The sequence below is a fragment of the Aureimonas populi genome (assembly GCF_017815515.1).
Taxonomy (GTDB): domain Bacteria; phylum Pseudomonadota; class Alphaproteobacteria; order Rhizobiales; family Rhizobiaceae; genus Aureimonas; species Aureimonas populi.
Map to the genome: position 1 here is coordinate 254,351 of NZ_CP072611.1, position 13,534 is coordinate 267,884.

13 protein-coding genes and 1 tRNA gene are annotated in these 13,534 nt (G+C 68.3%); 4 read left to right on the forward strand and 10 right to left on the reverse strand.

Annotation, left to right across the window (positions count from 1 at the left end):
• Window positions 1-244: 244 nt before the first annotated feature.
• Window positions 245-1,501, forward strand: coding sequence for an Hsp70 family protein (locus J7654_RS01205; RefSeq protein ID WP_209737500.1), 1,257 nt, complete (start codon window positions 245-247; stop codon window positions 1,499-1,501).
• Window positions 1,502-1,580: 79 nt separating this feature from the next.
• Window positions 1,581-2,009, forward strand: coding sequence for a GlcG/HbpS family heme-binding protein (locus J7654_RS01210; RefSeq protein WP_245195805.1), 429 nt, complete (start codon window positions 1,581-1,583; stop codon window positions 2,007-2,009).
• Window positions 2,010-2,045: 36 nt separating this feature from the next.
• Here J7654_RS01210 and J7654_RS01215 read toward each other — a convergent pair whose 3' ends face one another.
• The 9 genes from J7654_RS01215 to minC all read right to left on the reverse strand — a co-directional run bounded on the left by J7654_RS01215 (window position 2,046) and on the right by minC (window position 10,525).
• Window positions 2,046-4,028 (reverse strand): BCCT family transporter, encoded by a 1,983-nt coding sequence (locus J7654_RS01215; RefSeq protein ID WP_209737504.1) that lies wholly within the window; start codon window positions 4,026-4,028, stop codon window positions 2,046-2,048.
• 103 nt (window positions 4,029-4,131) lie between these two features.
• A complete protein-coding gene (locus J7654_RS01220) occupies window positions 4,132-5,457 on the reverse strand; it encodes a phospholipase D-like domain-containing protein (protein ID WP_209737506.1) in 1,326 nt (441 codons plus the stop codon).
• Between the two features lie 78 nt (window positions 5,458-5,535).
• Window positions 5,536-6,393 carry a DMT family transporter gene (locus J7654_RS01225; protein WP_245195589.1) on the reverse strand — a complete coding sequence of 286 codons (858 nt, stop codon included), beginning with the start codon at window positions 6,391-6,393 and terminating at the stop codon, window positions 5,536-5,538.
• 75 nt (window positions 6,394-6,468) lie between these two features.
• Complete coding sequence (locus tag J7654_RS01230) at window positions 6,469-7,287, reverse strand: inositol monophosphatase family protein (protein WP_209737510.1); 819 nt, start codon at window positions 7,285-7,287, stop codon at window positions 6,469-6,471.
• Entirely contained in the window at window positions 7,288-8,235 is a 948-nt protein-coding gene (locus J7654_RS01235) for a 1-phosphofructokinase family hexose kinase (protein ID WP_209737512.1), read from the reverse strand. It abuts the gene before it with no gap.
• Between the two features lie 145 nt (window positions 8,236-8,380).
• Window positions 8,381-8,542 carry a hypothetical protein gene (locus tag J7654_RS01240; protein WP_209737513.1) on the reverse strand — a complete coding sequence of 54 codons (162 nt, stop codon included), beginning with the start codon at window positions 8,540-8,542 and terminating at the stop codon, window positions 8,381-8,383.
• 96 nt (window positions 8,543-8,638) lie between these two features.
• Entirely contained in the window at window positions 8,639-8,923 is a 285-nt protein-coding gene (gene minE, locus J7654_RS01245; protein WP_209737515.1) for a cell division topological specificity factor MinE, read from the reverse strand.
• Window positions 8,920-9,735 carry a septum site-determining protein MinD gene (gene minD / locus J7654_RS01250; protein ID WP_209737517.1) on the reverse strand — a complete coding sequence of 272 codons (816 nt, stop codon included), beginning with the start codon at window positions 9,733-9,735 and terminating at the stop codon, window positions 8,920-8,922. The genes minE and minD overlap by 4 nt, the downstream gene beginning before the upstream one ends.
• Before the next feature lie 34 nt (window positions 9,736-9,769).
• On the reverse strand, window positions 9,770-10,525 hold the full coding sequence (gene minC / locus J7654_RS01255; protein WP_209737519.1) for a septum site-determining protein MinC: 756 nt from the start codon (window positions 10,523-10,525) through the stop codon (window positions 9,770-9,772).
• 231 nt (window positions 10,526-10,756) lie between these two features.
• Here minC and J7654_RS01260 point away from each other — a divergent pair.
• Window positions 10,757-10,846: transfer RNA gene (locus J7654_RS01260), tRNA-Ser, on the forward strand.
• 391 nt (window positions 10,847-11,237) lie between these two features.
• On the opposite strand, the gene J7654_RS01265 is transcribed toward J7654_RS01260, so the two are convergent.
• Window positions 11,238-12,053, reverse strand: a complete 816-nt coding sequence (locus J7654_RS01265) for a cyclase family protein (protein ID WP_209737521.1) — start codon at window positions 12,051-12,053, stop codon at window positions 11,238-11,240.
• A gap of 478 nt (window positions 12,054-12,531) precedes the next feature.
• Here J7654_RS01265 and J7654_RS01270 point away from each other — a divergent pair, with 478 nt between their 5' ends.
• Entirely contained in the window at window positions 12,532-13,527 is a 996-nt protein-coding gene (locus tag J7654_RS01270) for an ABC transporter substrate-binding protein (protein WP_209737523.1), read from the forward strand.
• Window positions 13,528-13,534: the final 7 nt, after the last annotated feature.

Genomic DNA, 13,534 nt, shown 5'->3' on the forward strand with positions numbered 1-13,534 from the left:
CCGGAGGCGAGCCACATATAAAATACCAATCGGAGGCGAGCCTCCGGCGCTCCACCGCCTGCCATCCGGCAGGCACGATCCTCTCCGCCCCTTGCCACCGCCGGCGAGGCCGCTTCGCCATGTCTTCCCTTCGGCCGCCGCCTCCGCTATACGGGCCGCCCTTCACCGCCGGTTCGAACCAGCGACCGCCGCCCTGCCGGGCCGCGCGGCCGGCGCAGTTTTTTCTTTCGCGAGGCGATGCACCATGCCCCTTCATCCCGGCCTCGATTTCGGCACCACCAATTCCACCCTGGCGCTCTGCGCCCCCGGCGGCACGCCCCGCCTGCTGCCGGTGGAGGGCGAGCATCTAACGATCCCCTCCGCCCTGTTCTTCAGCCTGGAGGACGGCGGCACCTATTTCGGGCGCAAGGCGGTGTTCGAATATGTCGACGGGGCGGAAGGCCGCTTCATGCGCGCCCTCAAGAGCGTTCTGGGCTCCAGCCTGATGAAGGAGACCACCGCCGTCGGGCGCCAGCGCATGAGCTTCGAGGAGCTGATCGGCCGCTTCCTCCAGCATCTCAAGGCCAAGCTGGAGGCGGCGACCGGCGATACGCCCGAGAAGATCGTGCTCGGCCGCCCGGTCCGCTTCGTCGACGAGGACGATGGGGCCGACAGGCGCGCTGAGGAGGAGCTGGCTTCGGCCGCCCGCGCGCAGGGCTTCAGGCATATCGAGTTCCAGTTCGAGCCCGTCGCGGCCGCGCTCTATTACGAGAGCCGGATCAATGCCGAGAAGCTGGCGCTGGTGGTCGATATCGGCGGCGGCACGTCCGACTTCTCGGTGGTGCGCCTGTCGCCCGAGCGCGCCCGCGACCTGGACCGGAAGGGCGATATCCTGAGCTTCACCGGCGTGCATGTGGGCGGCACCGATTTCGACCGCCTGCTCAACATCGCGCGCATGCAGCCGCTGGCCGGGCTCGGTTCGATGACGGCGGACGGCAAGCGCGAGATGCCGCGCTGGTACTTCAACGACATGGCGACCTGGCACCGCATCAACACGCTCTACACGGCCAAGGTGGCGCGCGACATCGCGGGGCTGAAGAAGGAGGCCGCCGAGCCGGAGAAGCTGGCGCGCTACGAGCATCTTCTGAAGCATCGCTCGGGCCACCGTCTCGCCGGATCGGTGGAGGCGGCCAAGATCGCCCTCTCGGACCATGAGGCGACGACGATCAGCCTTCGCGAGGCCGGCTTTTCGATGGAAGCGCCGACCACGCGCGCCGAGTTCGAGGCCGCCACCGCCGAACTGGTGGAGCGCATCGCCGGCGCCATCGAGGCGGCGCTCGCCACCGCCGGCGTGGCGGCCGAGGCGGTGGAAACGGTGATCCTCACGGGCGGCGGCGCGCAGGTGCCCGCCGTGCGCCACGCCGCGACCATGCGCTTTCCGGGCGCCGAAATCGCCCAGTCGGACGCCTTCGGCTCGGTCGGCCTCGGCCTCGGCCTCGACGCCGCGCGGCGCTTCGCCTGAACCCGGCGCCTTTCACGCCGGCTATCGTTCCGGCCGCTTTGCCCCTATGGAGACCGGGCCAACACAGGAGATGCCGATGATGATCGACCTCGACAAAGCCCGCACCATGATCGCCGCGAGCCTGAAGAAAGCCTCCGAGCTCGGCCTCAAGCCGCTGACCGTCGCCGTGCTCGACGCGGGCGGCGCGCTGATCGCGCTGGAGCGGCAGGACGGCGCCTCGCGCATGCGCCCCGAGATCGCCATCGGCAAGGCGAACGGCGCCATCGCCATGGGCATGGGCTCGCGCGCGCTGTTCCAGCGTGCCGAGCAGCAGCCCTTCTTCATCCAGTCGATGAACGCGCTCGCGGGCGGCTCGCTGGTGCCGGTGCCGGGCGGCGTGCTGGTGCGCGAAGGCGCGGGCGGGCCCATCCTCGGCGCCGTCGGCATCACGGGCGACACCTCGGACAATGACGAAGCGGCGGCCGTGGCCGGCATCGAGGCGGCCGGCTTCGCGGCGGACCACGGCTGAACGACAACGGGGCGGCCCGCCGGCCGCCCCTCGGCCTCAGGCCGGATCGGGCGAGGCGGCGTAGAGCGCCGTCGCCGGCGCGCTGGTCAGGATCTGGTAGCGCTCGAACTGGGCCAGCACGTCGGCTATGATGTCGTCCTTGGTGAAGCCCATCACCTCGTAGCCGCGGCTGCCGTCCGAAAAGACGGTGTGGCCGGACCAGACCTGCGCCCGCCGCTTGTCCGGCCGCGAGGCTTCGGCGGCCGAGAAGGTCATGGCGAGCTGGCGCACCGGCGTCACCCCGTAGACGAAGTTGCGCGTCTCCCGCGCTTCCACCGTCAGCATGGTGCCGCCCTCGGCGTCGCGCGCGACGGAGGCCGCAAGGCCCCGCCCCGAAAGCTCCCGGCACACATCGACAAGAGCGGGATGCACAGTGCGCTCGATGAAGGAGACGACCTCGGCCCGGGTCGGCTCGTGGAGGAGCGCGCCGAGCCTCGCCTGCCACGTCGCCTCGCGCATGGGGATGGCCGGCTGCGCCTGCCGATGCTCCGTCACGCGCGCCATGTCCGCCTTCATGCCCTTCAGAAGGCCGAAGGCGAGCGCCAGGAGGATGACGGTGAAGGGCAGCGCGCTGACCAGCGTCATGGTTTGCAGCGCCGTCAGGCCGCCGGCCAGGAGCAGCAGCGCGGCGGTGACGCCTTCCATCGAGCACCAGTAGATGCGCTGCCAGGCCGGGGTTTCCTCGGAGCCGCCGGAGGCGATCGTGTCCACGACCATGGAGCCCGAATCGGAGGAGGTGATGAAGAAGATCGCCACCAGCAGCACGCCCAGGAAGGAAGTGATGGCGGAGAAGGGCAGATATTCGAAGAACTGGAAGAGGGCGACGGAGATGTCGGCGCCCACCGCCCGCGAGATCGCCCCCTGCGCGCTGCCCATGTCGAAGGCGATGGCCGTGTTGCCGAAGACCGTCATCCAGAAGAAGGTGAAGGCGGAGGGAACGAACAGGACGCCCACCACGAACTCGCGCACCGTGCGACCCCGCGAGATACGCGCGATGAACATGCCCACGAAGGGCGACCAGGAAATCCACCACGCCCAGTAGAACAGCGTCCAGTCGCTCACCCAGTCGCGCGGCTCGTAGGCGTAGAGCATGAAGGTGCGCTCCACGATGGAATCGAGATAGGTGCCGACATTCTGCACGAAGGCGCGCAGCAGGAATTCGGTCGGGCCGGCAAAGAGCACGAACAGCATCAGGAGGATGGCGAGGATGAGGTTGCCCTCCGACAGCCGCCTGATGCCGACATCGAGGCCCGACAGAACCGAGGCCGTGGCCGCCACCGTGATGATCGCGATCAGCCCCACCTGCACAAGCGCGGTCTGCGGTACGTCGAAGAGGTAGTTCAGCCCGGCATTGATCTGCAGGACGCCGAGGCCGAGCGAGGTGGCGATGCCGAAGATGGTGCCGCAGATGGCGAAGATGTCCACCGCATGGCCGATGGGCCCCTTGATGCGGTCCTGAAGCAGCGGATAGAGGCCCGAGCGGATGGTGAGCGGCAGATTGTAGCGAAAGCAGAAATAGGCGAGCGAAAGCCCCACCACCGCGTAGATCGCCCAAGCGTGGATGCCCCAGTGGAAATAGGTCAGCGCCATCGCCTGCCGCGCGGCGGCGAAGGTGCCGGCCTCCGCCTCGGGCGGTACGGAGTAATGCAGGATCGGCTCGGCCACGGCATAGAACATCAGGCCGATGCCCATGCCGGCGGCAAACAGCATGGCCAGCCAGCTTACATAGTTGTAGTCCGGCTCGGCATCGTCCGGCCCGAGCTTGAGTTGCCCGAAGCGGCTGATCGCCAGAAACAGGGCGAAGACCACGAAGATGCCGACGGCCAGGAGATAGAACCAGCCGAAACTGTCGAGGACGAAGGCCTGCGCCGCGCCGAACAGGCGCTCCGCGTCACGGGGAAAGACGACGCCGACGAGAATGAAGACGGCGACGATGAGGCTGGACCCGAAGAAGACCGGCCGGTTGATCGTGGATGTCATGGAACTCTGCTTCTGAAGGAAGCGGCCGCCTCCCCGCCCGCCTCGAATTCGCCTTATTCGAGATAAGGTAGCGCCGGCCGCGAAAGGGCAACCCCGCTTGCGCTCAAAGCTGGCTGCGGAACAGGCTCCAGAACCAGTCCAGCGCCTTGCGCGCCACGGGGCGCTCGCGCCATTGCGCCAGCGTCACCTCGCGCGAGGCGGCAAGGTCCGCCTCGAAGAGGTCGATCTGCGTTCGAGCGAAGCCTTCGTCATAGACATTGACGTTCATCTCGTCGTTCAGGCGGAAGGAGCGCTCGTCGAAATTCACCGAGCCGATGGAGGCGAAGCTCTCGTCGACCACCATGACCTTGGGATGGTACATGGTGGGCTCGTATTCGTGGATGCGCACGCCTGCCTCCAGGAGCGGGCCCCACAGATGGCGCGAGGCCCGTCGCACGAACTCCACGTCGTGATGCTCGCCGGGAACGATGACGTCCACCTCCACCCCGCGCCGGCGCAGGTCGAGCAGTTGCTCCATGGCGATGTCGCCGGGCACGAAATAGGCCATGGCGATGCGCACATGCCGCTCGGCCGAGGCCAGCGCCATCATCACGGCCAGATGGACATTCTCCGAGCCCGAGCGCGCCGAGCTTTTCATCGGCTGGGTGAGGAGCGCGCCCGCCGGCTGGATGGCGGGGAAATGGTTCTCCCCGCGCAGCACCTCGCCCGTCGCTTCCAGCCAGTTCTCCGCAAAGGCCGACTGGAGGCCGCTGACCGCCTGCCCCTCTATGCGGTAATGATTGTCGCGCCATTCCTCGGGCGAGCGTGCGTCGCCCGTCCACTCATCGGCGATGCCCACGCCCCCGGTGAAGCCCACCGTGCCGTCTACGACGAGGAGCTTGCGGTGCGTGCGGTGATTCCAGCGGTCGAGCGTATACCAGCGCAGCGGCCGGAACAGCGCCACGCGAACGCCCGCCCCTTCCATCCGCGCGATGAGCGAGCGGTCCATCGGCGCGGCCCCGACGGCATCGAGGATCACGTTGACCTCCACGCCCTCGCGCGCCTTCTGCGAAAGGGCCTGCGCGAAGCGCTCGGCGATCCGCCCCTGCCAGTAGATATAGGTCTCGAAATTGATCGTGCGCTCCGCACCCTCGATCTCGGCCAGCATGGAGGGAAAGATCTCGTCGCCGTTGACGAGGGTCTGGATGCTGTTGCCTTCGTCGATGCGCGCCCCTAGCACGCCTTCCATAGCGCGGGCGAACTGCGGATCGGAGGTGCCGAACTCGTGCGCGACGCGCGTCTCCATGAAGCGCTGCTCGGGAACGAGGTTGAAGGCGGCGACCGTCGCCAGCACCCCGGCCAGCGCCGCCAGAGCCGCAAGCGTCCCGCGGTGCCTGAAAAAACGCGCGACCGGCCCCCGCACTTCGCGACCGGCCCCTCTTTTCGTCATCGTCCGCTCGACCCCTCATGCCGCTCCCCGCGCGGCAGATAAGGCAGGCCGCGCGCCCTGCCAGCCCCGAGGCGCGTTTCAGCGGTTCTCGCGCCACCAGATGTAGAGGCCGCTCCCGACGAGGAGCACGGTGCCCAGCACCATGGCGGGGTGAAGGGGATCGCCGAAGAGCGTCACGCTCAGGATCGCGGCGGCCAGGACCTGGCTGTAGAGAAAAGGGGAGAGAAGCGAGGCGGGTGCCCGCGAGAAGGCCACCACCAGAATGAAATGGCCAAGGGCGCCGATCCCGCCCATCGCCACCATCAGGGCGAACTGCCACGCCTGCGGCGCCTGCCAGAAGGGGAAGACGGCGAAGGTCAGCATGACGGCGCCGACCGCGGTGGTGTTGAACTGCGTGGAGGCGGCATCGTCCGCCCCGGCCAGCGCGCGGGTCAGGAGAAGGTAGGTCGCGTTGGTGAAAGCGGCGAGGGCCGCCAGCAGCACGAAGGGCTCGACCGCGCCCAGCCCCGGCCGAAGGATGAACAGGACGCCAACGAAGCCGGCGATGATCGCGCCGATCCTGCGCGGGCCGATCTTCTCCTTCAGAAGGAGCACCGACAGGAGCGTGACGACGATCGGGGCCATGAACAAGGCCGCCGTGGCATCCGCAAGCGGCGCGCGCGAAAGGGACGAATACATCAGCCCCGTGGTCGCCAGGAGGGAGGCACCGCGCGCGACCTGCAATCCCGGGCGGTTGGTATGCAGAAACCGCTTGCCGGTGGTGGCGGCGAGATAGGCGCCCATCAGGATCGTATGAAAGGCATAGCGCGCCCAGACCACCTGGATGATGGGCAGATCACCCATCAGGTACTTGCCGAGGGAGTCCATGGAGGCGAACAGCACCCCGGCGACGATCGTCGTCAGGATGCCGAAAAGAAGAGTCTTGCTGGGCGGCACGGTCGCTTGGGCCTTCTCGTGTGCGGCGGGCATACCCCGCGGCGCGCGGGCACGCAAGAAACCAAGGCCGTCTTATCAACCGGTGAGCGCGGCCACCGTGCCAGGTTCCCCCAGCGTCAGCCCCTGCTTCCAGCGCCCGATGCCGCCCCGGCCGCTGTCGGTGGCGAAGGACGAGAACCTCGCCCACGCCCCATCGCGGCTCTCGCGCGTCATCACGTCTCCCTTCATCGCCTGCACCAGCGGAATGCCGCCCGCCACATCCCAGATATTGGGCGCCTCGAAGCGGGCGCCGGCCAGGAGCCCGGCGGCCACGAAGGCGCATTCGACGGCCGAGGAGCCGGTCTGCCGGCCCTCATGGGCCGAGCTTCCCGCCGGCAGCACATGCGGCAGGCCCACGAGGCGCCGGCGTACATGGCCGCGATCCACGGTCTCGATGCGGCTTTCCTCGAAATAGAGCGGCCCGCCCTCGCGAGCGTGATAGACGCCCGACCGCAGCGCGTGGCTGGTGGAGCACCAGACGGCGCCCACCACCGGCCGCCCCTCGAACACGACGCCGATGGACGCGGCGAAGAGCGGAAAGCCGTTGATGAAATTCGCCGTGCCGTCCACCGGGTCGATCACCCAGGTGAACCCTGCCGTGCCGGCCGTCTCCTGCACCTCCTCGCCGATGATGGCATGGTCCGGGAACTTGTCGGCAAGGCGGGCGCGAAGCAGCACCTCCACGGCATGATCGACCTCGGAGACCGGGTCCTTGAAGACGGCCGCCTCGTCCTCGCTCAACTTCTTGTATCGCACGGCCAGCGTGCGCCCCAGCGAGCTTTCGATCTGCGCGCCGGCAAGGCTCGCCAGTTCGAAGGCCAGCGCCTCGATCTCGGTGAAGTCGGATGCCGTCATCTATGTGCGCTCCTCGATCAGAACGGAGGGGACGATGGCCTCGATATCCTCCCGCCGGCCCGTGCCGCGCCCGTGCCGCGTGACATTGAGCGCCCCGGCGGCCGTGGCAAGGCGCAACGCCTCGCGCGGATCGAGCCCGCCGGACAGGGCCACGGCCAGCGCGGCGGTCATGGAATCGCCCGCGCCCGTATGGTCGTGAGCGGCCATCTCTGGCCCCTTTGCCTCATAGAACCGCCCCTCCATCAGCGCCAGGCACCCGGCGCCGGCGCGCGAGACGACGATGTGCTCGGCCTTGCCGCGCAGCGCCTCCATCGCCTTCATCAGGGACGCATCGTCGTCGCTTTTGGCCAGCCCGGCCGCCTGAAGCTCCTCATGGCTCACCTTGAGAAGCGTCAGCCCCTCCTCGATGGATTCCAGCACCGAGCCGGCGATGTCGGCCACCACGATGACGCCGTTGGCCCGCAGATCCTTGACGAGGCGAGGATAGGTCTCCACCGGCATGACCTCGCCATCGGGAATGCCGGTCACGACGAGCGTGCCGCAGCGTATGCCCTCGGCCAGCGCGGCGTTGTGCAGATCATCGATCTCGTGGCGGTCGAGGCGCGGGGGGCGCACATTGGCCACCTCCTTGCGATCGCCGCCGCGTCGGTCGTTGATATAGCCGCCATTGGCGCCCTTCACGGGCACGCCGCGCAGTTCTATGCCCTCCGCACGGACCAGCGCCTCGATGACGCAGCTCGCCTCGCCGCCGACCGGCCCGACCAGCGTAGGGCGGCCGTTCAGCCCGGCCACCATGCGCGCGACCCACACCCCCTGGCCGCCGGCATGGAAATACACCTCGTCGCCCTCGTCCGAGAGCTTCTCGATGGTGATGGTGAAAAGTGGCCATGGCGCGAAGATGCAGATTTCGCCTTCGCTCGCTTTGGCCCCTGAACCGTCCTTCGGCATCACGCCCCTCTCTCGCACCGGTGATCGGAGCGATAAGCCGCAACCGCCGCAAAAGGTTGCCACGCGGCACGGCGCGGCGGGGGCGGGAAACGAGAAAAGGGGCCGCAAGCGGCCCCTTCCCGTCATCCAGGCTCGAGCCCGGCCTTCAGTGCCGGCGCATCTTCTGCGCCGTCGCCTCGCAGGCCTCGACGTGCTTTTCCAGCGCCTCGTTGGAAAGGATGGCGGCGATGGAGCGGATGTTGCGCCCCTCGAGTTCGGGCAGCTTCTGCAATTCCTGGAGTCGATGGAGGAGTTCGGCTCTGCTCATGTCCAAAGTCCTTTATCCTTGAGCCGGCATGGGCGCCGGCATGGGGGACGGCCTCGGCGGAGGCGGCGGAACGGGGCCGGCGGGCGGCCCCGCCGGCTAATGGGCGGCGGCGCGCGCTGCCGGCATGCCGACCAGCGCCGGCAATTCGATGTCGACTTCCAGGGTCGAGATCTGCTCGCCCTTGTCCATCTTCACCTTGACCTTCTCGCGATCGATGGCGACGTGCTTGGCGATGACGGCGAGGATTTCCTCGCGCAGCACCGAGACGAGGTCGGACTGGCCGATGGCCGCGCGCTCATGGGCGAGCAGCACCTGGAGCCTCTCGCGCGCGGCGGGCGCGGAGGTGTTCTCGCGCCGGGTGAACAGGTTGAAGAGGTTCATGCGGCCCTCCGTCCGAACAGCTTGCCGAAGAAGCCCTTGGGCTCGGAGGGCACGCTCATCGCCACGCTCTCGCCCTTCAGGCGGCGGGCGGCATCCATATAGGCCCGGGCCGGCGCGCTGTTCGCGTCGCTCAGCGTCACCGGCGCGCCGAGATTGGAGGCGCGCAGCACATCGGGGCTCTCGGGAATGATGCCCAGAAGCGGGATCGACAGGATCTCCAGGACGTCGTCCACCTTCAGCATGTCGCCGCGCTCGGCGCGCACCGCGTCGTAGCGGGTGAGAAGCAGGTGCTTCTCCATCCGCTCGCCGCGCTCGGCACGCTCGGTCTTGGAATCGAGGATGCCGATGATGCGGTCCGAATCGCGCACCGAGGAGACTTCCGGATTGGTGACGACCACGGCCACGTCCGCATGGCGCATGGCCAGCGTCGCGCCCCGCTCGATGCCGGCGGGCGAATCGCAGATTACCCAGTCGAAGCGCTCGCGCAGCTCGTCCATGACACGCGCGACGCCCTCGGCCGTCAGGTTATCCTTGTCGCGCGTCTGCGAGGCGGGCAGCAGCGAAAGCGTGTCGCAGCGCTTGTCGCGGATCAGCGCCTGGGCGAGCTTGGCGTCGCCCTGCACCACGTTGATGAGGTCGTAGACCACCCGGCGCTCGGCGCCCATGACAAGGTCCAGATTGCGCAGGCCGACGTCGAAATCGACGACCACGACGTTCTGTCCCGTCTGAGCGAGCGCTGCGCCAAGGGCTGCGGTGGACGTGGTCTTTCCCACGCCCCCCTTGCCCGACGTCACCACCAGAACCTTCGCCATATGCGGCATCCTTTCGTTTCGCTTCGGGGCGGCCTCAGGCGAGCGGCGCGGCTTTCAGCGCGTCGCCCTCCAACCAGGCCTGCATGGACTTTCCGACGAGGGCGGGCTCCAGGTCCTCGGCGGTCTTGTACAGACCGTCGATGGCGATGAGCTCCGCCTCCAGCTTGCGGCAGAAGATGCGCGCGTTGGGATTGCCGGCGGAGCCGGCGAGCACCCGCCCGCGCAGCGCGCCGTAGACATGGATCGAGCCGCCGGCGATGATCTCCGCGCCGGAGGCGACGGAGCCGAGCACGGTGACATCACCCTCCGGGAAGACGATCGACTGCCCGGAGCGCACGCTCTCCTCCACGATGAGCGAGTGCGGCTGGTTGAGGGCCGAACTCACCGGCAGCGGCGCGCGGGCAGCGGCGGCCTGGCCGGCCGTATCCGCCTTGCCCGAGGGCGAGGTGGGCGTTTCGGGCACCTCGATGTCGCCCGCCGCGCGCCCGCCGCGCATTTCGGGCGGCATGCCCGGGCCGAGCAGCGAGGGCAGCGCGCCCTCGATGCCCATGATGCGCACATTGCGCTTCTCGAACTCGCCCACCAGCCCCGCCAGCTCGTCCTTCGTCAGCGTCAGCCCGGCAATGTCGAGCACGATCGGCCGGTTGAGGAAGAAGCCGGTCGAGCGGCGCGCGAGATCGTCCAGCCCCTCCAGCCACTCGGCGAAGGGCTTCTCCGGCGAGAGGGCCAGCGCGAGGAAGGAGCGGCCGCGCAGGCGGACGGCTTTCTTGGGGCTCAAGGTTTCGGTCATCTTCGTTAACGCTTCGTTTCGCCGCGATCTAAGCACCGCATCCTTAACGGGAGCTTAAGTCACGAGCGGGGCAGGCAGCCCGCGCCTCCTGCGCGCGCCTCCGCCAAGATTGGCCCTTGTGCGACAGCCCGTCGCTTTGGTAAGGACCCTCTCGCGCCGCAGGGCGCGAACCACAAGGGTGCCCACGCACCCCACCCAGGCGCCGACCCCGGCCGGCGCCCTGGACCGGCCGGAGAGGTGGCAGAGTGGTTGAATGCACCGCACTCGAAATGCGGCATGCTCGCAAGGGCATCGGGGGTTCAAATCCCTCCCTCTCCGCCATCGAATCCCCCCAGCTTAAGGTACCATCCGCGGCTCGAAGCACTCTTGATCGTGCTCTGGCACACGCCCGGATCGGCATTCACGACGTCAGCGGCGACGATCCCGGCATAGACGAGATTGATCACCTCAAACGATTCGGTCGGATTCGTGTAGCGTCGATCTCCCGCGAGCAGACGCCTCCGACAGAAGGGGAACCGGGGGATCGGGTCGCCGTCGTACAGGTGGGCGATTTTGGGGGCTGGCCTCCATGCTCGAGTGCACCGCTTTGTCGCTCCGGGCGATGCAACTCCCGGCGATGCAGGAGTGGCCCACCCCAGGCGGGGCAGGCCCTCCGTTCACCCGTGGGGCCGATCGCAGCGGCTGGGACCGGGCCTGGGCCGGGGATCCCGGATCAGATCACAGCCAGAACGCGGGCCGGCCCGCCCGTTCCGCCCCGGTGCTTCGGAGCGCCGACGAAGATGGTTGCGCCGGTGGCTGGCAGTTCCTCGAGGTTGTTCAGCCCCTCGATGCCGTACCGCCCGCCCGGAAGCCAGGAATAGTGCACGGCGAAGTCGGCGGAATTGCCCGGATCGAGCGAGAGCGTGTCCACTCCGATGGCGAGGACGCCCTGCTCGGCCAGGAGATCGGTCGCCGAGGTGGCGAAACCCGGAAAGGCGAGGCCTCCCGCCTCGTCGTTGCGGAAGGAGGGATCGCCGACCTTGGCGGCCCAGCCCGAGCGCATCGCCACCAGCGCGCCGGCCGGGAACGCGCCGTTCTCGGAGACCCAAGCCTCGACGTCTTCCGCCTCTACCGTGGCGTTGGCATCGTCCGCGGCCTTCGCCGTGATGTCGATGATGCAGAGCGGGCAGACGAGGTTCTGCGGCTCCAGCTCGTCGACACTCGCCCCATCGGCGCTGAAATGCAGCGGCGCGTCGATATGCGTTCCGGTGTGCTCGAAGAGGGTGAGCTTCAGGAGCTGGTATCCGCTTTCCTCGAAGTTCACCGCTTCTTCGGTCAGGATGCCGGGCTCGCCGTCGAAGGTCGGGAAGTCGGAATCGTAGGTATGCGTCAGGTCGACGACGCGCCCGCCAGTCTGAGCCAGAGCGGGACGCGCCGGCGCAAGGCCGGCAGCAACGCCTGCCACGCCTGTGGCGGCGGCGCCTGTGAACAGCGCCCGCCGCGAGAGCATCGTCTTCTTCACGCCCTCGATCACGCATTGATGACACATGCCGGGAATCTCCGCTTTCGATGACCCCGGCATGGTGACGCTTCGCCGCCCGCTTGGCTAGATCGACGCGCAGCGAAATCGAACGGCCTCCCGTTGCCCCTGGCGGTCGGCATCCGCTTTCTGCATAAAATATAAGCATTCTAAAAAATGCGAGTAATATGCGCGTTCCGGGCTTGATTTCGCGCGCGGCTTGGCGAATGCTTCTTGTCAGCGAGTAGAAGCGGTCAGGGCAAGGATGCCCCGGACATTGCTCGGGCAACCAACCTTCAGAGGTGCCCATGCTTGCTCCCCCGCCGCAGAGCGACGCCTGTCAGCGACAATGCGCCGATTGCCCGTGCCGGAGCCGCGCGCGCGGCGGCGTGCCCGATGGGCCTCATCCTTCCGGCGCGGCGACGCCGCATCCCCCTCCCCTTCCCCGCCCGGCCTCCCTTAGGGAAGCGCCGCACCGTTCCCCCTCGCCCGACGGAGTCAGGTCCCGATGACGAAATCCGCTCTCGCATTCCTTCTGGCCGGCGCCGCGCTCATCTTCAACCTCGCCCCGGCCCGCGCGGCCGATGCGCTGACCTTCCAGCTCGACTGGCTGCCCGGCGGCGACAAGGCGCCGATCTATGTCTGTCTCCATCAAGGTTTCTGCGAGGAGGCCGGCGTCGATGTGACGATCGCCGGCGGTCGGGGCTCGACGGAGGCCATCACGCGGCTCGCGGCGGGCGCCTCCGACATCGGCATTTCCGATATCGGCGCGCTGATGGCCGCGCGCGTCAACGAGGACGTGCCCGTCACGGCCGTGATGTCCATCTTCAACAAGGGACCGCACGCCTTCTACACGCTGGAGGGCAGCGGGATTCAGGGCGTCGCGGACGTGGAAGGCAAGCGCGTCGCGACCTCGCCCTTCACCTCGTCCAACGTCTATCTGCCGCTCGTTCTGGAGGATGCCGGGCTGGCGCCCGATTCCGTCTCCCTCACCAATGCCGATCCCGGGGCGCTCGGGCCGATGCTCGTCTCCGGCTCCACCGACGTCATCATCGCCTGGATGACGGACCTGACACGTTACGGCAACCAGGCGCGCGAGGCCGGCCGGGAGCTCGTCGCCCTGCCCTGGTCTGCGGCCGGGCTGGAGCTCTACAGCGCCTCGCTGATCGCCTCCGACCGCTTTCTGGAAGAGCGCCCGGATGTCGCGCGGCGCTTCATCGAGGCTTTCCGCCACTCCGTGGAATTTGCGCGGGAGAACCCGCGGGAAGCCGCCGCATCCGTCGCCGCGCTGGTGCCGGAGCTTCAGGCCGAGGACGTGGAGGGCTCCCTGAACGACGCCCTCGCCCTCGTCTTCAACGAGGTGACGCAAGACCACGCTCTCGGCACGTTCGACCCCGCGCGACTGGCTGAAACATGGCAGCGCGTATCGGCCGCGCAGGGGCTGGAGGCAGGGGCCCTCGACCCGGAAGAGATCGTCGCGCGCGATTTCGTGCCGCAGGGCTGAGGCGCTC